The sequence below is a fragment of the Kitasatospora atroaurantiaca genome, assembly GCF_007828955.1.
In the GTDB taxonomy this organism is placed as follows: domain Bacteria; phylum Actinomycetota; class Actinomycetes; order Streptomycetales; family Streptomycetaceae; genus Kitasatospora; species Kitasatospora atroaurantiaca.
Map to the genome: position 1 here is coordinate 3,030,881 of NZ_VIVR01000001.1, position 17,314 is coordinate 3,048,194.

Below are 17,314 nucleotides of genomic sequence, written 5' to 3' on the forward strand. Positions count from 1 at the left end.
CACCCCTGGAGAGGGTACGGGCCGGGCCTCCGGGCACTGATCAGGTGTCAGTGGGAGTGGCCGTGGCCGCCGTGGGAGTGACCGTTGCCGGCCTCCTCCTCGGCCGGCTTCTCCACCACGAGGGTCTCGGTGGTGAGCAGCAGGGACGCGATCGAGGCCGCGTTCTCCAGCGCGGAGCGGGTGACCTTGACCGGGTCGATGACGCCGGCCTTCACCAGGTCGCCGTACTCGCCGGTGGCCGCGTTGAAGCCGTGACCGGCCTCCAGGTCGGCAACCTTCGAGGTGATGACGTAGCCCTCGAGGCCCGCGTTCTGGGCGATCCAGCGCAGCGGCTCGGCGAGCGCCTTGCGGACGACCGCGACACCGGTCGCCTCGTCGCCCGACAGGCCCAGGCCGCCGTCCAGCACCTTCTGAGCGTGCACGAGGGAGGCGCCACCACCGGCGACGATGCCCTCCTCGACCGCGGCGCGAGTCGCCGAGATGGCGTCCTCGAGGCGGTGCTTGCGCTCCTTGAGCTCCACCTCGGTGGCGGCGCCGACCTTGATGACGCAGACGCCGCCGGCGAGCTTCGCCAGGCGCTCCTGCAGCTTCTCGCGGTCCCAGTCCGAGTCGGTGTTGGCGATCTCGGCCTTGATCTGGGCGACGCGGCCGGCAACGGCCTCGTGGTCACCGGCACCGTCGACGACCGTGGTGTCGTCCTTGGTGATGGTGACGCGGCGGGCGGTGCCCAGCACGTCCAGACCGGCCTGGTCGAGCTTGAGGCCGACCTCCTCGGAGATGACGGTGGCACCGGTGAGGGTGGCCAGGTCGCCCAGGATGGCCTTGCGGCGGTCACCGAAGCCCGGGGCCTTGACGGCCACCGCGTTGAAGGTGCCACGGATCTTGTTCACCACGAGGGTGGAGAGCGCCTCGCCGTCCACGTCCTCGGCGATGATCAGCAGCGGCTTGGAGGTGCCGCCCTGCAGGATCTTCTCCAGCAGCGGGAGCAGCTCCTGGATCGAGGAGATCTTGCCCTGGTTGATCAGGATGTACGGGTCCTCGAGGACCGCCTCCTGACGCTCCGCGTCGGTGACGAAGTACGGCGAGAGGTAGCCCTTGTCGAACTGCATGCCCTCGGTGAAGTCCAGCTCCACACCGAAGGTGTTGGACTCCTCGACGGTGATGACACCGTCCTTGCCGACCTTGTCGATCGCCTCGGCGATGAGCTCGCCGACCTGGGTGTCCTGGGCGGACAGCGAGGCAACGGCGGCGACGTCGTCCTTGCCCTCGATCTCACGGGCGATGGAGAGCAGGTGCTCGGAGACGGCGGCGACGGCCTTGTCGATGCCCTTCTTCAGGGCGGCGGGGCCGGCGCCGGCGGCGACGTTGCGCAGACCCTCGTTGACCAGGGCCTGGGCCAGCACGGTGGCGGTGGTGGTGCCGTCACCCGCGACGTCGTTGGTCTTGGTGGCGACCTCCTTGACCAGCTGCGCGCCGAGGTTCTCGTACGGGTCGTCGAGCTCGACCTCACGGGCGATGGTCACACCGTCGTTGGTGATGGTGGGGGCGCCGAACTTCTTGTCGATGACGACGTTGCGGCCCTTGGGGCCGATGGTCACCTTCACGGTGTCGGCAAGCTTGTTCACGCCACGCTCGAGCGAGCGGCGGGCGTCCTCGTCGAACTGCAGGATCTTCGGCATGGTTCCGTTTCCTCAGGGATCTACTGACTGCGTGAGCCAACAACCACGCCCCGGGCCCCTGTCAGGTGCTGACACGGATCCGGGGCGGGCTGGAACGACTTACTTCTCGATGATGGCGAGAACGTCGCGCGCCGAGAGGACCAGGTACTCCTCGCCCTGGTACTTCACCTCGGTGCCGCCGTACTTCGAGTACAGGACGATGTCGCCGACGGTGACGTCGAGCGGAAGACGCTGGCCGTCCTCGAAGCGACCCGGGCCGACGGCCAGGACGACGCCCTCCTGGGGCTTCTCCTTGGCGGTGTCCGGGATAACCAGGCCGGAGGCCGTGGTGGTCTCGGCGTCGAGCGGCTGGACCACGATGCGGTCCTCGAGCGGCTTGATGGCAACCTTGCTGCTGGCGGTCACGTCCGAGCTCCCCTTCGGAGATTACGGGGTTGTTCTACAGGTAGGAGCGACGATCGGTGCCTGCCGTCGCGGGGGTCAGGCACGCTTCGTCGCGTTAGCACTCACCCGGTGGGGAGTGCCAGGAACGACCATAGGCGGCCGTTAGCACTCAGTCAACCAGAGTGCCAACGGCGTGGCTCGCCGATCGCGGAAACCGGTGTGGCGTGCAACCGGATGATCCGTTGACTCCGGGCAGCCGTCGAACCGGGCAGCGGCGAACTGACTACCCGTGAACTGAGTAGCCGTACTCATGTGCGGGCGCCCGCCCCGCGGAAGACTGCTCCCGTGTTCGCCTACCCATCGGTGCCACCCCCGCCCGCCGATCCCGGGCCCGCCGAGCCGCTCCTCCCGCCCAAGCCGCGGGGCCCGCTCGTGGACCTCCTGCTCACCGTCGTCCTGGTCGCCCTCGAGGGCGCGCTGGCGGTGGTGGGCCTCTACGCCCTGCTGATCCGAGCGTGGGACACCGGCGGCAGCACCGGGCCGAAGCCCTACGACTGGGTCCCGGTCCTGGCCGTCGCGGGGTTCGCGGCCGGACTGCTGCTGGTCACCGTCCTGGCTTGCCGCAGCCGACTGCCCATCACCGCCACCGTGCACGGGATGCTGCTGGCCGGGCTGCTGCTCCTGGTGGCCGGCGGCTACGCGTACGACCACCGGCACGACACCCGCCCCACGCCGCTGCCCTCGGACTACCGCCCCTGCTTCAGCGGCAGCAACGACTGCCCCGGCGGCTGAGCGCGGCGCCCCGCTCGTCACGGGACAATGGCCCCGTGGAGATCGAATCGTTCCGAGCCCTGCTGACCGACGAGGGCCAGACCCTGCTCGCGGAGCTGCGCGAGTTCAAGCCCGGCCAGGAGCTGACGCTGGCCACCCGGCTGCGGCGCGAGCACCCGGCCGAGCTGGTCTCCGCCGCGCTCGCCCAGGCGCAGCTGCGGCAGCGGGCCCGGGCGAAGTTCGACGAGGACGCGGACGCGATGTACTTCACCCCGAACGGCGTCGAGCAGGCCACCCGCCGCAGCGTCGGCGAGTGGCGGGCGCAGCGCTTCGCGGCGCTCGGCGTGAAGACCCTCGCCGACCTCTGCTGCGGGATCGGCGGCGACGCGATCGCCCTCGCCCGCGCCGGAATCGCCGTACTGGCCGTCGACCGGGACCCGCTGACCTGCGCCGTCGCCGAGGCGAACGCCGCCGCGCTGGGCCTGGCCGAGCTGATCGAGGTGCGCTGCGAGGATGTCACCCGGACGGACGTCACCGGGTACGACGCGGTCTTCACCGACCCGGCCCGCCGCACCTCGAAGGGCCGGGTGTTCGACCCGGAGGCGTACTCACCACCACTCTCCTGGGCTGTCGACGCGGCCCGCCGTACCCCGTTCGGAGCACTCAAGGTCGCGCCCGGCATCCCGCACGACGTCGTCCCCGAGGGCGCGGAGGCCGAGTGGATCTCGGACCACGGCGAGGTGAAGGAGGCCGGGCTCTGGTTCGGCACCACGCCCGCCGAGCCGCACCGCGCCACCCTGCTCCCCGGCGGCCACACCCTCACCGGCGGCCGTCTCCCCGACCCGCTCGCCGGCCCGGTCCGCCGCTACCTCTACGAGCCGGACGGCGCGGTGATCCGGGCCCACCTGGTGGCCGAGGTCGCCGAGCAGGTGGGCGGAACGCTGATCGACCCGATGATCGCCTACCTGACCTCCGACCGGCTGGTCCCGACGCCTTTCGCCCACGCGTACGAGATCACCGACGTGCTCCCGTTCAACGTCAAGAAGCTCAGGGCGATCCTCCGCGAGCGCAAGGTCGGCACCGTGGTGATCAAGAAGCGCGGCATCTCGATGACCCCGGAGGACCTCCGCCGCCAGCTCAAGCCGAGCGGCCCGGAGACGGTGACGGTCATCCTGAGCCGGAAGGGCGACGGGCATCTCATGATGCTGGGTCAGCCCGTGGGCGCCTGAATGTAGTCCTCCAGCCTGGCGACCGCGAAGCCCTGCTCCTGAATCCTGCTCAGCAGCTCACCGAACATCTGCGTCATGGTCTCGCCCTTGAGGTCCTTCGGACCCCGGAAGTGGGCCAGGATGATGTCTCCGGGCCTCAACTTCTTGTCGGCGGCCTGGTACTGCATGTCGTGGATCTGCATCGACTCGCGCCACAGCACGATCGCCCGCGGACCGCACTGCTGCACCGAGGTGTTGAGGGTGGGCGTGTGCGCGCCGTCGCCGTACGGCGGGCGGAAGAGCAGCGGGGCCTTGCCGTACTGCTGGGTGAGGGCCGCCTGGTCGTCGCAGACCTCGGTCTTCTGCCTCTCCGCCGGGATCTTGCTCATCACCGGGTGGTCGACGGTGTGGTTCTGGATGTGGTTGCCGAGGGCCTGCAGCGGCTTGAAGTAGCCGTAGTCGTCCTTGACGATGTCGCGGGTCAGGAACATCGAGATCGGGACCTTGAGGTCGTTCATCATCTCGACGAACTTCGGGTCCTTCTCGGCGCCGTCGTCGATGGTGATGAAGACGACCTTGTCCTTGGTCGGCACCTCGCTGAAGACCGGCACGGTCCCCGTACGGGCGAGCTTGATCGGCTTGTCCGCGGGCGCGGCGGGCGCCTGCGGCAGCGGCTGCAGGCCCCACTTGGCCCAGCCGGTGCCCTGCGGCGCGGCCGAGGCCGAGCTTGAGGCCGCCGGTGCGCCGGGAGGGGCACTGGACTTCACCGGCGGGGCGGCCGGAGTCCCCGACGCGCTGCTGCACCCGGTCAGAGCCGCCATCAGGGCAAGGGCCCCGGCTCCGTACGTCCTCGTCCTGCCCCACCCGTGCGTCTGCACCGTGCTCCCCCGCGTCGTTCAGTGAACTCTCAGGAAAGCACGCTACTCGACGTGCTCACTGGTGAAGCTCCACCGGTGCACGGGTCGCCCGAGCAGTTCGCCCGGCGGGTCCGGGACGGGCAGCGGCTCGCCCGCCCACCAGGTGATCAGCAGCACCCTGTCCCCCGAGGCGGTGAACACCTCCGTCCGCAGGAGCCCGGCCGCACCGCGCAGTTCGGGCAGTGCGGCCTCGTGCACCCAGCGGTGCAGCTCGGCGCCCCGGCCGTCGGCCGCGCGGGCCTCCCACATGGCGGCGAGGGTCACCCCAGAGCCCGGTGCGCGGCGGCGTGCAGATCGGTGTGCGGCACCGACACCTCGGTGACGGGCAGCGAGGAGTCGGCCGAGAGGTCGAAGGCCGAGGGCGCGCGGTTCCGCCAGACCATCTCCGAGCCGAGGGCCGCGACCATCGCGCCGTTGTCCGTGCACAGGCCGGGGCGCGGTACGCGCAGCACGATCCCGGCCCGGTCGCAGCGCTGCTGCGCCATCTCCCGCAGCCGCGAGTTGGCAGCCACCCCACCGCCGATCATCAGATGATCGACGCCGTTGTCCTTGCAGGCCTTCACGGCCTTGCGCGTGAGCACATCCGTCACGGCCTCCTGGAAGGACGCCGCGACGTCGGCGATCGGCACCTCCTCCCCTGCCCGGCGCTTGGCCTCGACCCAGCGCGCAACCGCCGTCTTCAGGCCGGAGAAGGAGAAGTCGTACTCGGGGTCCTTCGGCCCGCTCAGACCGCGCGGGAAGGCGATCGCCTTCCGGTCGCCCTCACGCGCCGTCCGGTCGACCACCGGGCCACCCGGGAAGCCCAGCCCGAGCACCCGCGCGACCTTGTCGAAGGCCTCGCCGGCCGCGTCGTCGATGGTGGCGCCGAGCGGCCGGACGTCCGTGGTGATGTCCTCGCTCAGCAGCAGCGACGAGTGGCCGCCCGACACCAGCAGGGCCATCGTGGGCTGCGGCAGGCGGCCGTGCTCCAACTGGTCCACGCAGATGTGCGAGGCCAGGTGGTTCACCCCGTACAGCGGCTTGTCCAGCGCCCAGGCGTACGCCTTCGCCGCCGAGACGCCCACCAGCAGCGCACCGGCCAGCCCGGGGCCCGCCGTCACCGCGATGCCGTCCAGGTCCGTCGCCTTGACGCCCGCCGTGTCCAGCGCGCGCTGGATGGTCGGGACCATCGCCTCCAGGTGCGCCCGGCTGGCGATCTCGGGGACGACGCCGCCGAAGCGGGCGTGGTCGTTGACGCTCGACGCCACCGCGTCGGCCAGCAGCGTGGTGCCGCGGACGATGCCGACGCCGGTCTCGTCGCAGGAGGTCTCGATGCCGAGGACGAGCGGTTCGTCAGCCATTCTGAGTGTCCTTCAGGTCGTACTGCGGGTTCTCCAGACGCATCACGAGAGCGTCCACGTTGGCGGGCTGGTAGTACCCGCGTCTGATGCCGACCGGCTCGAAGCCGAAGCGCTCGTACAGCCGCTGGGCACGCACGTTGTCCACCCGCACCTCCAGCAGCAGCTCGGCGCAGCCGCGCCGGGCGGCCTCCGCGATCAGCTCGGTCAACAGGGCGGCGCCGAGCCCCGAGCCCTGGTACCTGTCGTCGACGGCGATGGTCTGGACATCGCCCTCGCCACCCACCGCCATCAGCCCGGCGTAGCCGACCACGGCTCCGTCCTCACCGATGGCGACGGTGTAGTGCCTGGTACCGCCGGCATGCGCCTCGGCCAGCTCGGACCAGTACATGCCGTGCGACCAGGCGTCCTCGGGAAAGAGCCGTAGCTCCAGCTCCATCACCGGCTCGATGTCCCACCAGCGCATCGGGCGAAGACCGGTCACGCGGGCAGCACCGCCTTGTAGCCCGCCGGCACCTGGGCGTCCGGACGGCGCAGGTAGAGCGGGACGTTGGGGAGCAGCTCCCGCCCGGCGGCCAGCTCGCCGGCCGCGAAGTCCGCGAGGGCACCGGCCGAGACGTGCTCGGGCCCGCGCGCCCCCGGGAAGCTCTCGGGGTAGAGCAGCGCGCCCGCCCCCACCGACTGCGCCTCGGGCGTCAGCTCCGCGGGCCGGTCCACCGCGGGCCCCTGGACCCGGCGGCCCTGGGCGTCGTACGAGGCCCAGTAGACCTCCTTGCGGCGCGCGTCCGTGGCGGCGGTGAACGGGCCGGTCAGCCCCTCGGTGCGCGCCTGGTGGGCGATCGCGTCCAGGGTGCAGACGCCGTGCACGGGCACCCCGAGCGCGTGCCCCAGCGCCGCCGCGGTGACCAGACCGACCCGCAGACCGGTGTACGGGCCCGGGCCGACGCCGACGGCGATGGCGGTGAGCCGGTGCTTGTCGACGCCGGCCTCGCTCAGCACCCGGTCGATGGCGGGCAGGAGCAGTTCCCCGTGCCGTCTGGCGTCGACCTGGAAGGCCTCGGCGAGGACGGCCGTGCCGTCGTGGACGGCGGCGGTGACGGCGGGGGTGGCGGTGTCGAACGCGAGCAGCAGCACGGGGTCAAGGTTAGAGGGTCGCCGAGCTCGGCATTTCGTACCGCCCGGGAACACACGTCCGGATCGGTCCGGCGGATCACCGCAGACCTGGCACGATGGGCCGGACAGTACGAGCTAGCGGTGGGAGCGCACGTGCCGAAGACGCGTCCTGGAGTGGTGGTCACCGCCCTGACCGTGGGGGCGATGGCCGGGGTGGCCCTGCTGGCCTACCAGGCCAACGGCGCCGAGACACGCTCGCCCGCCGCGAAACCGGCGACCAGTACCGCCGCGCCCACGCCGACCGCCAGTGCGAGCCCGACCGCCGCCGCCCTGCCCGCCAACTCCGGCACGGGTCTGCGGGTGGTCTACTCGCTCGGCTCGCACCAGGTCTGGCTCGTCGACCCGAAGAAGACCCCCCAGGTCCTGGCCTCGTTCAAGGTCACCCCCGGCTCGGTGGAGCCGACGGCCGGGACCTACACCGTCTACAGCCGCACCGCGACGGGCTCCGGCACCGACGGCAAGCTGATCGAGCACGTGGTCCGCTTCACCCAGCAGAACGGGACGGTCTTCGGGTTCAGCGCCGCGCTGGACGGTTCGACCGCACCGCCCGACCCCAAGCTGAGGACCGGTGGCATCCGCTCCGGCCGCACCGACGGCCAGAGCCTCTGGGACTTCGCACCCAACGGGACCAAGGTCTACGTGATCGCCTAGGCGGCCCGGCCGACAAGTGGGCAACGGGGTACCCCAGGGGCGCGGGGAACTGCGCGCAGCGGTAGGGCACAGGCCGGTGCCTTCCGGTCTCGGGCGGTTCCCCGCGCCCCTGAGGTGGCTGCCCGGCTACCCGTCTACCGGCGGAGCCCTACGCGGCCGCCCGGGGAGACTCCTCCCGCTTCGCCTCTTCGTGCCTCGGCGGGGTGGAGACCGCTGCCGCAGCCGCACAGGCGGCCAGCAGCGTACGCATCGGGACGGCCTGATCGTCCTCGCGGGCCCGCTCCTGCGCGGTGGGCTCCGCGGCGGGGGTGGTGCTCGACATGGCGCCTCCCTCGTTAGGTAGACCTAACCCATCCCACCATGTCGTGCCCCGGCCCGCAACACCTTGCCGACAGTCTGTCGGGAAGGTGCTCAGCCTTCACTCAATCCGGTGAGATCGACGCCGTCCCAGCGGGCCCCGACGCCGGTCAGCGTCACCTCGCGCGGGTCCGAGTCGTCGTCGGCCGTCCCGCCCAGGGCGCGCTCGATCCGCACCTCCAGCCGGTCGTCCGTCAGCTGCTCGACCTTGCCCTCGCCCCACTCCACCACGACCACCGACTCCGGCAGCGAGACGTCGAGGTCCAGGTCCTCCATCTCGTCCAGCCCGCCGCCCAGCCGGTACGCGTCCACGTGCACCAGCGCCGGACCACCGGTCAGCGAGGGGTGCACCCGGGCGATCACGAAGGTCGGCGAGGTCACCGCTCCGCGCACGCCCAGCCCGACGCCCAGGCCCCGGGTCAGCGTGGTCTTGCCCGCCCCCAGCTCCCCCGACAGCAGCACCAGGTCCCCCGGGCGCAGCAGCCCGGCGAGCTCCAGGCCGAGCCGGTTCATCCGCTCGGGGGTGGCAACGGTGATGACGGTCTGCGAACCCATCGGGGCCCTTCCGGAGGAGGTCATGCGTCTTCTCGAATGTCCCGTACGGCCTGCGGCAGGGGCGCCGCACCCGCGTGCTCGACGGCCCGCTGGAGCAGCCCGGCCAGCCGGCGGTCCACCGTCTCGGGACGCTCCAGCATGACCAGGTGCCCGGCGTCCTGGACCAGCTCCAGCTCCGCCTCCGGCAGCGCCGCGGCAATCGCCTCGCTGTACTCGGGCGGCGTGAGCAGGTCCTTCGTGCCGGCCAGTACCAGGGTCGGGATGCCGCTCAGCGCGGCCAGGGCGGCGGTCTTCTCGTGGGCGCCGAAGGCCGGGTAGAACTCGGCGACCACATCGATCGGGGTGGCGTCCAGCAGCTGCTCGGCGAAGCGGGCGACGGCCGGGTCCACGTCCTTCGTCCCGAACGAGAACCTGCGGTAGAAGACCGCGGCGAAGTCCGACCCGAACCTGCGGGTGGCCTCCACCAGCTCGACCTGACGGCCCAGCAGCCTCACCACGCCCGGGGCCATCCGCTTTATCAGCTTGGCGCCGACCGCGGGCAGCCCCAGCGTGACGGAGTTCCAGTCGCTCGCCAGGGTGCCGACCAGCGCGACCCCGGCGACCCTCTCCCGGAACAGCTCGGGGTGCTGGTCGGCCAGCGCCATGATGGTCATACCACCCATCGAGTGGCCGACCAGCACGATCGGCCCCTCCGGGGCGACCGCGTCGATGACGGCCTTGAGATCTCCCCCGAGCTGGTCGATGCTCGCGGGCTCGCCCGCCAGGTACGAACGCGACCGCTCCGACCTGCCGTGGCTGCGCTGGTCCCAGAACACCAGCCGCATGCCCTCACGCAGCGCCGCACGCTGGAAGTGCCAGCTGTCCTGGCTGAGGCAGTAGCCGTGGCAGAAGATCACCGTCAGCGGCTCCGCGGTCCGCGCCTCCGGCGCCCCGAAGCTCCTGCGGCTGCTCGCCCTGACCAGCGCACCGGACCCGCCGAGCAGTCCCGGCAGACCGCTGCGGTCGACGGACCCGTCACCCCGCCGCCGGGAGAACCACCCCCGCTTGGCGGGAGCCTCCTCCGGATGCACCAGCACCGGGCCCGCCCAGCCCGTCCCGTCGGACTCGACGTACAGCTCGGTCCCGTCCGGCGCGGCCACGGTCCGCGGACGCCCGCGCAGCGAACCGTACGGCGCCGCGGCGTCCAGCTCCTCCCGGGCCCGCCGGCGCATCGCCCGGCCCACTGTCAGCCGCTCTATCGCCACGCCCGCCGCCGCACCGGCGGCGACCACGCCGACCGAGATGCCGATCAGCCCGGCCCGGCTGACCCCCGCCGAGGCGGTCTCGGCGGCCCGGGCGACCGCGGCGACCGGGTTGCTGTTCGACTCGCTCATAGCCCTGTCCCACCCACATAGCGGCGCGGCACCCGGGCGCCGATCCGCGTGACGATCTCGTACGAGAGCGTGCCGCAGGCCCGGCCCCAGTCCTCGGCGGTCGGCTCACCGCGCTCGCCGTTGCCGAAGAGCAGCACCTCCTCGCCGACCTCGGGCGTGTCCCCGCCCAGATCCACCACGAACTGGTCCATCGCGACCCGCCCCGCCACGGTCCGCCACTTGCCCGCGACCTGCACCGGCCCCGTCCCGCTCGCATGGCGCGGAATGCCGTCCGCGTACCCGAGCGGGACCAGGCCCAGGGTGGTCTCGCCGGGCGTCACGTAGTGGTGGCCGTAGCTGACCCCGTGGCCCCCCGGCACCGTCTTGACCAGCGCCAGCCTGGCCGTCAGCGACATCACCGGGCGCAGCCCGAAGTCCGCCGGGGCACCGACCTCGGGGACCGGCGAGAGCCCGTACATCGCCAGCCCGGTGCGGACCATGTCGTAGTGCGACTGCGGAAGCAGCAGGGTGGCCGGCGAGTTCGCCAGGTGCCGCACCTCGGGCCGGGCACCGGCCCGCTCGGCGAAGTCCAGTGCCGCGGCGAAGCCGTCCAGCTGCGCCTGGATCGACGGATGGCCCGGCTCGTCCGCGGCCGCGAAGTGCGACCAGATCCCGACCACCCGGACCAGGCCCTCGGCCTGCGCGCGCAGAGCCGCCGCGACCAGCTCCGGCCAGTCGTGCGGCTGGCATCCGTTACGGCCGAGGCCGGTGTCCGCCTTCAGGTGCACCCGGGCCGTGAGACCCGTCTCCCGTACCGCCCGGAGCAGCTCCTCCAAGGCCCAGAGGCCGCTGACCGAGACGTCGACATCCGCCCGCAGCGCCTGCTCCCAGGGGCCGCCCGGGGTCCACAACCAGCACAGGATGCGGGCCTGCTCACGGCCGATCCCGGCCGCACGCAGCGCCAGCGCCTCCTCGGGCGTGGCGGTGCCGAGCCAGCCCACGCCGGCCGCGACGGCCTCGCGGGCACACTGAACCGCACCGTGGCCATAGGCGTCCGCCTTGACCACGGCCATCAGTTCAGGGCCGCTCGTACGCGCCCGAAGCGCCGCGAGGTTCCCCCGCAGGGCGGCCAGATCAATGGTCGCCTCGGCGCGGACCCCACGGGTGAGGGCGGCCGTACCGGTCGTGTTCGCAGTTGTCATCGCGTATCAGTCTCCCAGACCGGCCCCCCTGCCCCACGAACGCCCCAACGGGCGCGGCGTCCGACCTCCTACGACGCGGCCGACCGCCCCCGGGTTCCGCACCGTTCAGCCCCGCACCGTTCAGCCCCGCACCACCCGCCACGCACTCCCCAGCCGCGCCGCGACGTCCAGCGCGGTGACCGGGCCCCCGCCCGCTGCCGCTTCCCGCCCCCCCAGCCCGTGCAGATAGGCGGCGGCCGAGGCCGCGTCCAGCGTCCCCAGCCCGGCCGCGAGCAAGGACCCCGCCAACCCGGCCAGCACGTCGCCGCTCCCCGCCGTGGCCAGCCAGGAAGTCCCCGTGGGATTCACCCGTACCTCCCCGGTGGGCTCGGCGACCACGGTGGTCGAGCCCTTGAGCAGGACGGTCGCCCGGTACTCCGCCGCCAGGCGGCGTGCGCTCGCCAGCCGGGCGGCGGCCAGCTCGTCGGCCGCGGGCGGAGCCTGTGCCGTGGCCCCCGCGAGCAGGCGGGCGGCCTCGCCCGTGTGCGGGGTGAGCAGCGTCGGCGCCGTACGCCCCGCCAGTGCCGCCGGCCCCAGTCGTGCCAGCTCCGTCAGCCCGTCGGCATCCACCAGTACCGGCACCGGGCTCGCCAGCGCCTCCTCCAGCGCCCGAGCGGCGCCGTCCCCGCCGCCGGGGCCGACCACCCAGGCCTGCACCCGCCCCGCCCCGGCCGGCCCGCCCTCGGTGACCAGCACCTCGGGGAAGCGCCGCACCACCTCCTCGGCCGCCGTACCGACGTACCGCACGGCGCCCGCACCGCCCCGCAACGCGCCGGCCACCGCCAGCAGCGCCGCTCCCGGGTACCGTGCCGAACCCGCCGCGACCCCGACCACCCCGCGCCGGTACTTGTCGCTCTCCACCGTCGGTACCGGCAGCATGCCCGCCAGGTCATCGTGCTGAAGGGCCGTCACCCCCGCGCCGGGCAACGCCAGCCCGATGTCGACCAGTTGCACGATCCCCGCGTACGACGCACCGGGGTCGACCAACAGCCCCGGCTTGTAGGTGCCGAAGCAGACCGTCACATCCGCCCGCAGCGCCGCGCCCGGCACCGCCCCGCTGTCGGGGTCCACACCGCTCGGCACATCCACGGCCACGACCACCCCGCGCCGCTCCGCCGCCGCGTACGGCTGAGCCTCCGGCCGCAGGCCGCCGCGGCCCCCGATGCCGACGATGCCGTCGAGCACCAGATCGGCCCGCGAGAACTCCCCCTGATCCGTCGTCACCCGGCCGCCCGCGGCCCGCAGGGCGGCCAGCCCGCCGGTGTGCACCCGCTCGGGCGCGAGCAGCAGCGCGCTCACCGCCGCCCCGCGCCGGGCCAGCCGCGCACCCGCGTACAGGGCGTCGCCCCCGTTGTCCCCGCTGCCGGCCAGCACCACCACCCGGCTCCCGTACACCCGCGGCAGCAGCCGGGCGCAGGTCGCGGCCAGCCCGGCCGCGGCCCGCTGCATCAGCGTGCCCTCCGGCAGCCGGGCCATCAGCTCGGCCTCCGCGGCCCGTACCTGCTCGACCGTGTGTGCGTGGCGCACGACGCCCTCCCGGGGCTCAGCCTTCGGCGATCACCACCGCCGACGCTACGCCCGCATCGTGGCTCAGCGACACATGCCACGACCTGACGCCCAGTTCAGCGGCCCGTGCCGCGACCGTCCCGCTCACCCGCAGCACCGGCCGGCCCGAGTCCTCGGTGTGCACCTCGGCGTCCGTCCACCGCAGCCCACCCGGCGCCCCCAGCGCCTTGGCCAGCGCCTCCTTGGCGGCGAACCGCGCGGCCAGCGAGGCGATCCCGCGCCGCGCCCCCGACGGCAGCATCAGCTCCGCGTCGGTGAAAAGCCGCTCCGCCATCCCGGGCGTCCGCTCGATGGACGCCCCGAACCGCTCGATCTCGGCCACGTCGATGCCGACCCCGATGATCACCCTGAAACTCCTCCGCGACAGACGCCTGCTGCCCGGACCTTACGGCACACTTTCGAGTGAGAACCGCTTCGAGCCCCCGCCTGTGTCGGTCCGTACGCCTACCGTGTTCCGCGGCAAGGACCAGCAGGAGGGAGAAAGGCCATGGTCGCCATGCCAGCCATCGAGCGTCCGCTGTCCTCCGAGGAGGAACAGGTCCTCCAGTCGTTCCTGGAGTTGGACACCCCAGCGGGCTTCAAGGCCGAGCTGATCGAGGGCGAGATCGTCGTGACCCCACCGCCGAACGGATCCCACGAGACGGCGTTCGCGCTGCTCATCAGGCAGTTCATCCGCCAGGCCGCGATCGATCTGGACATCGCCGGCAACAAGGGCCTGATCGTTCCCAAGGGCCGGTACATCCCCGACGGCACGATCAGCCCGGTCGGACACTTCGAGGATGCGGACTCCTGGGCAGATGCGGCCGGAGTTCTGCTGGTCTTCGAGATCACGTCCAGCAACCCGACCAAGGACCGCGAGGCCAAGCGACGTGGTTACGCCGCTGCGGGAATCCCCTGCTACCTGCTGATCGACCGCAGTGACAGGAGCGCCACCCTGTTCACGGACCCGTCGGAGGGCGACTATCGCGCTCACGCTCAGGTCCCGTTCGGCAAACCGCTCGACCTGCCGGCCCCGTTCTCGTTCGCGCTCGACACGGCGCCCCTGCGGTAGAGCGCAGCCACCGCAGGGGCACCTCGTCGACTACTCGACCGTGACCGACTTCGCCAGGTTGCGGGGCTGGTCGACCTCGTGGCCCTTGGCCGTGGCCAGCTCGCAGGCGAACACCTGCAGCGGGACGGTCGACACCAGCGGCTGCAGCAGCGTCGGGGTGGCCGGGATGCGGATCAGGTGGTCGGCGTACGGGACGACGGCCTCGTCGCCCTCCTCCGCGATCACGATGGTCCGCGCGCCACGGGCCCGGATCTCCTGGATGTTGGAGACGATCTTGTCGTGCAGGATCGACCGCCCGCGCGGCGACGGGACCACCACGACCACCGGCAGCCCGTCCTCGATCAGCGCGATCGGCCCGTGCTTGAGCTCGCCCGCCGCGAAGCCCTCGGCGTGCATGTACGCCAGCTCCTTGAGCTTCAGCGCACCCTCCAGGGCGACCGGGAAGCCCACGTGCCGGCCCAGGAACAGCACCGACTTGGCGTCGGCCAGCGAGCGCGCCAGCTCCCGCACCGGCTCCATGGTCTCCAGCACCTGCTCGACCTGCTTCGGCGCGTCGCCGAGCTCGCGGATCACCGCGGAGATCTCGTCGCCCCACTTGGTGCCGCGCACCTGGCCCAGGTACAGCGCGACCAGGTAGCAGGCCACCAGCTGCGTCAGGAACGCCTTCGTCGACGCCACCGCGACCTCGGGGCCGGCGTGGGTGTACAGCACCGCGTCCGACTCGCGCGGGATGGTGGAACCGTTGGTGTTGCAGATCGCCAGCACCTTGGCGCCCTGCTCGCGCGCGTGGCGCAGCGCCATCAGGGTGTCCATCGTCTCGCCGGACTGCGAGATGGCGATGACCAGCGTCCGGTCGTCGAGGATCGGGTCCCGGTAGCGGAACTCCGAGGCGACCTCGACCTCGCAGGGCACCCGGGTCCAGTGCTCGATCGCGTACTTGGCGATCATGCCGGCGTGGAACGCGGTGCCGCACGCCACGATCACGACCTTGTCGACGGTCCGCAGGTCGGCGTCCGAGATCCGCAGCTCGTCGAGCGTCAGCCGCCCGTCGGTGCCGATCCGGCCCAGCAGGGTGTCGGCGACGGCCTTCGGCTGCTCGGCGATCTCCTTGAGCATGAAGTAGTCGTAGCCGCCCTTCTCGGCGGCGGAGGCGTCCCAGTCCACGTGGTACTCGCGCACCTCGGCCGGGCTGCCGTCGAAGTTGGTCACCGTCACGCCGTCGCGCCGCAGCTCCACGACCTGGTCCTGGCCCAGCTCGATCGCCTCGCGGGTGTACGCGATGAAGGCGGCCACGTCCGAGGCGAGGAAGTTCTCGCCCTCGCCGCGCCCGACCACCAGCGGCGAGTTCCGCCGCGCGCCGACCACCACGTCCGGAGCGTCCGCGTGGACGGCGACCAGAGTGAACGCGCCGTCCAGCTGGCGGCACACCACCCGCATGGCCTCGGCGAGGTCACCCTCGTACGCCTCGCCCAGCAGGTGGGCGACGACCTCGGTGTCGGTCTCCGAGCGCAGGGTGTGGCCGCGCTCGGCGATCTCCGCGCGCAGCTGCGCGAAGTTCTCGATGATGCCGTTGTGGACGACCGCCACCCGCTCGGTGTCGTCCAGGTGGGGGTGGGCATTGGCGTCGGTCGGACCGCCGTGGGTGGCCCAGCGGGTGTGGCCGATGCCGGTGGTGCCGCCGGGGAGAGGGACCTCGGCGAGCGACTTCTCAAGGTTCGCGAGCTTGCCGGCCCGCTTGTCGGTGGCAAGGCTCCACTGCCCGTCGGCGCCTCGCGTCTGGACGGCCACACCGGCTGAGTCGTACCCGCGGTACTCCAGCCGCTGCAGGCCTGCGATCACTACGTCCAGGGCCGTCGATGAGCCCACATATCCAACAATTCCGCACATGCGTGCCAGCATAAGCGCGGCCGGTCTCACCCTGGTCACGCTCGTTGCGACGGTGCGTGACCGACACCACAGCTCCCACCGGGGCCGCTACGGCCCACAATGGAGGATGTGCTGACCGAACTCTGTACGCGGGGCGCCCCCACCACGCCCACCCCCTCCCCGTACGTGGATCTGGACCGGGCCGAGTGGAGCGCCCTGCGCGAGCGCACTCCGCTGCCGTTGACCGCCGAGGAGGTCGAACGGCTGCGCGGTCTCGGCACCGCCCTGGACCTGGACGAGGTCAGGGACGTCTACCTGCCGCTGTCCCGGCTGCTGAACCTGTACATCCACGCCACCCACGAGCTGCGCGGCGCGGTCGGTACCTTCCTCGACACCCCGGACACCGAACGGGTCAGAACGCCCTTCGTGATCGGCGTGGCCGGCTCGGTCGCGGTCGGCAAGTCCACCACCGCCCGCCTGCTGCAGGCCCTGCTGGCCCGCTGGCCGGAGCACCCCCGGGTCTCCCTGGTGACCACCGACGGCTTCCTGCTCCCCAACGCCGAGCTGCGCCGCCGCGGCCTGATGGCCCGCAAGGGCTTCCCCGAGTCCTACGACCGCCGGGCGCTGATGCGCTTCGTCGCGGACGTGAAGGCCGGCAAGGAGCAGGTCTCGGCCCCCGTCTACTCCCACCTGGTCTACGACATCGTCCCGGGCGAGCGGCTCACCGTCGAGCGCCCCGACATCCTGATCGTCGAGGGCCTGAACGTCCTTCAGCCCGCCCTGCCGGGCACCGACGGCCGAACCAGGCTCGCCGTCGCGGACTACTTCGACTTCTCCATCTACGTCGACGCCCGCACCGACGACATCGAGCGCTGGTACCTGGAGCGCTTCAAGAAGCTGCGGGACACCGCCTTCCAGGACCCGAACTCCTACTTCCGCCGCTTCACCGAGGTGCCCGAGGAGGAGGCGATGGAGTACGGCCGCCAGGTCTGGCGCACCATCAACAAGCCCAACCTGCTGGAGAACGTGCTCCCCACCCGGGGCCGGGCCACCCTCATCCTGCAGAAGGGCCAGGACCACAAGGTCCGCCGCGCGCTGCTGCGAAAGCTCTAGGCAGCAGGCCAACCACGTACAACCAGGGGCGCGGGGAACTGCGCGAGTTCGGAAGGTGCGGCGCCGTCACTTCCGAACTCGCGCAGTTCCCGC

The 17,314-nt window shown here is 72.2% G+C and carries 19 protein-coding genes; 5 read left to right on the forward strand and 14 right to left on the reverse strand.

All coding sequences use genetic code 11. From position 1 onward, the window contains the following. Positions 1-47 precede the first annotated feature (47 nt). Positions 48-1,679 (reverse strand): chaperonin GroEL, encoded by a 1,632-nt coding sequence (groL, locus tag FB465_RS13830; RefSeq protein WP_145790717.1) that lies wholly within the window; start codon positions 1,677-1,679, stop codon positions 48-50. Between the two features lie 99 nt (positions 1,680-1,778). After that, on the reverse strand, positions 1,779-2,084 hold the full coding sequence (gene groES, locus FB465_RS13835; RefSeq protein ID WP_145790719.1) for a co-chaperone GroES: 306 nt from the start codon (positions 2,082-2,084) through the stop codon (positions 1,779-1,781). 324 nt (positions 2,085-2,408) lie between these two features. On the opposite strand from groES, the gene FB465_RS13840 reads away from it, so the two are divergent. Both FB465_RS13840 and FB465_RS13845 read left to right on the forward strand, forming a co-directional pair. After that, positions 2,409-2,855 carry a DUF6234 family protein gene (locus tag FB465_RS13840; RefSeq protein ID WP_145790721.1) on the forward strand — a complete coding sequence of 149 codons (447 nt, stop codon included), beginning with the start codon at positions 2,409-2,411 and terminating at the stop codon, positions 2,853-2,855. Between the two features lie 35 nt (positions 2,856-2,890). Beyond that, positions 2,891-4,063: a class I SAM-dependent methyltransferase gene (locus tag FB465_RS13845; RefSeq protein WP_145790723.1), complete on the forward strand. Its 1,173-nt coding sequence runs from the start codon at positions 2,891-2,893 to the stop codon at positions 4,061-4,063. Here FB465_RS13845 and FB465_RS13850 read toward each other — a convergent pair. The 5 genes from FB465_RS13850 to tsaB all read right to left on the reverse strand — a co-directional run bounded on the left by FB465_RS13850 (position 4,045) and on the right by tsaB (position 7,430). Further along, the gene (locus FB465_RS13850) at positions 4,045-4,863 is read right to left on the reverse strand and encodes a polysaccharide deacetylase family protein (RefSeq protein ID WP_145790724.1); all 819 of its coding nucleotides are present in this window, start codon (positions 4,861-4,863) and stop codon (positions 4,045-4,047) included. The two genes, FB465_RS13845 and FB465_RS13850, sit on opposite strands and share 19 nt — an antisense overlap. Positions 4,864-4,962: 99 nt before the next feature. Then, positions 4,963-5,208 carry a hypothetical protein gene (locus FB465_RS13855; RefSeq protein ID WP_246192658.1) on the reverse strand — a complete coding sequence of 82 codons (246 nt, stop codon included), beginning with the start codon at positions 5,206-5,208 and terminating at the stop codon, positions 4,963-4,965. 11 nt (positions 5,209-5,219) lie between these two features. Continuing rightward, on the reverse strand, positions 5,220-6,299 hold the full coding sequence (gene tsaD / locus FB465_RS13860) for a tRNA (adenosine(37)-N6)-threonylcarbamoyltransferase complex transferase subunit TsaD (RefSeq protein WP_145790728.1): 1,080 nt from the start codon (positions 6,297-6,299) through the stop codon (positions 5,220-5,222). Beyond that, positions 6,292-6,762 (reverse strand): ribosomal protein S18-alanine N-acetyltransferase, encoded by a 471-nt coding sequence (gene rimI, locus FB465_RS13865; protein ID WP_145797339.1) that lies wholly within the window; start codon positions 6,760-6,762, stop codon positions 6,292-6,294. Before rimI ends, tsaD begins: the two co-directional genes overlap by 8 nt. A 14-nt stretch (positions 6,763-6,776) precedes the next feature. Then, positions 6,777-7,430 carry a tRNA (adenosine(37)-N6)-threonylcarbamoyltransferase complex dimerization subunit type 1 TsaB gene (gene tsaB / locus FB465_RS13870; RefSeq protein WP_145790730.1) on the reverse strand — a complete coding sequence of 218 codons (654 nt, stop codon included), beginning with the start codon at positions 7,428-7,430 and terminating at the stop codon, positions 6,777-6,779. Between the two features lie 132 nt (positions 7,431-7,562). Here tsaB and FB465_RS13875 point away from each other — a divergent pair, with 132 nt between their 5' ends. Continuing rightward, positions 7,563-8,120, forward strand: coding sequence for a hypothetical protein (locus FB465_RS13875; RefSeq protein ID WP_246192659.1), 558 nt, complete (start codon positions 7,563-7,565; stop codon positions 8,118-8,120). A gap of 148 nt (positions 8,121-8,268) precedes the next feature. Here FB465_RS13875 and FB465_RS35790 read toward each other — a convergent pair whose 3' ends face one another. The 6 genes from FB465_RS35790 to FB465_RS13900 form a co-directional block, all read right to left on the reverse strand. Next, a complete protein-coding gene (locus FB465_RS35790; RefSeq protein WP_170290435.1) occupies positions 8,269-8,442 on the reverse strand; it encodes a hypothetical protein in 174 nt (57 codons plus the stop codon). 89 nt (positions 8,443-8,531) lie between these two features. After that, a complete protein-coding gene (gene tsaE / locus FB465_RS13880; RefSeq protein WP_145790731.1) occupies positions 8,532-9,032 on the reverse strand; it encodes a tRNA (adenosine(37)-N6)-threonylcarbamoyltransferase complex ATPase subunit type 1 TsaE in 501 nt (166 codons plus the stop codon). 20 nt (positions 9,033-9,052) lie between these two features. Next, a complete protein-coding gene (locus FB465_RS13885; RefSeq protein WP_145790733.1) occupies positions 9,053-10,405 on the reverse strand; it encodes an alpha/beta fold hydrolase in 1,353 nt (450 codons plus the stop codon). Further along, positions 10,402-11,586 carry an alanine racemase gene (gene alr, locus FB465_RS13890; protein ID WP_145790735.1) on the reverse strand — a complete coding sequence of 395 codons (1,185 nt, stop codon included), beginning with the start codon at positions 11,584-11,586 and terminating at the stop codon, positions 10,402-10,404. Before alr ends, FB465_RS13885 begins: the two co-directional genes overlap by 4 nt. A gap of 120 nt (positions 11,587-11,706) precedes the next feature. Continuing rightward, on the reverse strand, positions 11,707-13,152 hold the full coding sequence (locus tag FB465_RS13895) for an NAD(P)H-hydrate dehydratase (RefSeq protein ID WP_145790737.1): 1,446 nt from the start codon (positions 13,150-13,152) through the stop codon (positions 11,707-11,709). Positions 13,153-13,168: 16 nt separating this feature from the next. Beyond that, positions 13,169-13,537 (reverse strand): holo-ACP synthase, encoded by a 369-nt coding sequence (locus FB465_RS13900; RefSeq protein ID WP_145790739.1) that lies wholly within the window; start codon positions 13,535-13,537, stop codon positions 13,169-13,171. A gap of 141 nt (positions 13,538-13,678) precedes the next feature. On the opposite strand from FB465_RS13900, the gene FB465_RS13905 reads away from it, so the two are divergent. Then, entirely contained in the window at positions 13,679-14,242 is a 564-nt protein-coding gene (locus FB465_RS13905; RefSeq protein ID WP_145790741.1) for a Uma2 family endonuclease, read from the forward strand. A gap of 30 nt (positions 14,243-14,272) precedes the next feature. Here FB465_RS13905 and glmS read toward each other — a convergent pair whose 3' ends face one another. After that, positions 14,273-16,129 carry a glutamine--fructose-6-phosphate transaminase (isomerizing) gene (gene glmS / locus FB465_RS13910; RefSeq protein WP_145790742.1) on the reverse strand — a complete coding sequence of 619 codons (1,857 nt, stop codon included), beginning with the start codon at positions 16,127-16,129 and terminating at the stop codon, positions 14,273-14,275. Between the two features lie 99 nt (positions 16,130-16,228). On the opposite strand from glmS, the gene coaA reads away from it, so the two are divergent. Continuing rightward, entirely contained in the window at positions 16,229-17,221 is a 993-nt protein-coding gene (coaA, locus tag FB465_RS13915) for a type I pantothenate kinase (protein WP_145790744.1), read from the forward strand. The last annotated feature ends 93 nt before the right edge of the window (positions 17,222-17,314 follow it).

Excerpts from the sequence above, each read along its gene's own strand:
- FB465_RS13850 (WP_145790724.1), bottom strand. The coding sequence starts at position 4,863 with ATGGCGGCTCTGACCGGGTGCAGCAGCGCGTCGGGGACTCCGGCCGCC.
- FB465_RS13855 (WP_246192658.1), bottom strand. The coding sequence starts at position 5,208 with ATGTGGGAGGCCCGCGCGGCCGACGGCCGGGGCGCCGAGCTGCACCGC.
- coaA (WP_145790744.1), top strand. The coding sequence starts at position 16,229 with ATGGAGGATGTGCTGACCGAACTCTGTACGCGGGGCGCCCCCACCACG.
- FB465_RS13885 (WP_145790733.1), bottom strand. The coding sequence starts at position 10,405 with ATGAGCGAGTCGAACAGCAACCCGGTCGCCGCGGTCGCCCGGGCCGCC.
- tsaD (WP_145790728.1), bottom strand. The coding sequence starts at position 6,299 with ATGGCTGACGAACCGCTCGTCCTCGGCATCGAGACCTCCTGCGACGAG.
- alr (WP_145790735.1), bottom strand. The coding sequence starts at position 11,586 with ATGACAACTGCGAACACGACCGGTACGGCCGCCCTCACCCGTGGGGTC.
- glmS (WP_145790742.1), bottom strand. The coding sequence starts at position 16,129 with ATGTGCGGAATTGTTGGATATGTGGGCTCATCGACGGCCCTGGACGTA.
- FB465_RS35790 (WP_170290435.1), bottom strand. The coding sequence starts at position 8,442 with ATGTCGAGCACCACCCCCGCCGCGGAGCCCACCGCGCAGGAGCGGGCC.
- rimI (WP_145797339.1), bottom strand. The coding sequence starts at position 6,762 with ATGCGCTGGTGGGACATCGAGCCGGTGATGGAGCTGGAGCTACGGCTC.
- groL (WP_145790717.1), bottom strand. The coding sequence starts at position 1,679 with ATGCCGAAGATCCTGCAGTTCGACGAGGACGCCCGCCGCTCGCTCGAG.
- FB465_RS13905 (WP_145790741.1), top strand. The coding sequence starts at position 13,679 with ATGGTCGCCATGCCAGCCATCGAGCGTCCGCTGTCCTCCGAGGAGGAA.
- tsaE (WP_145790731.1), bottom strand. The coding sequence starts at position 9,032 with ATGGGTTCGCAGACCGTCATCACCGTTGCCACCCCCGAGCGGATGAAC.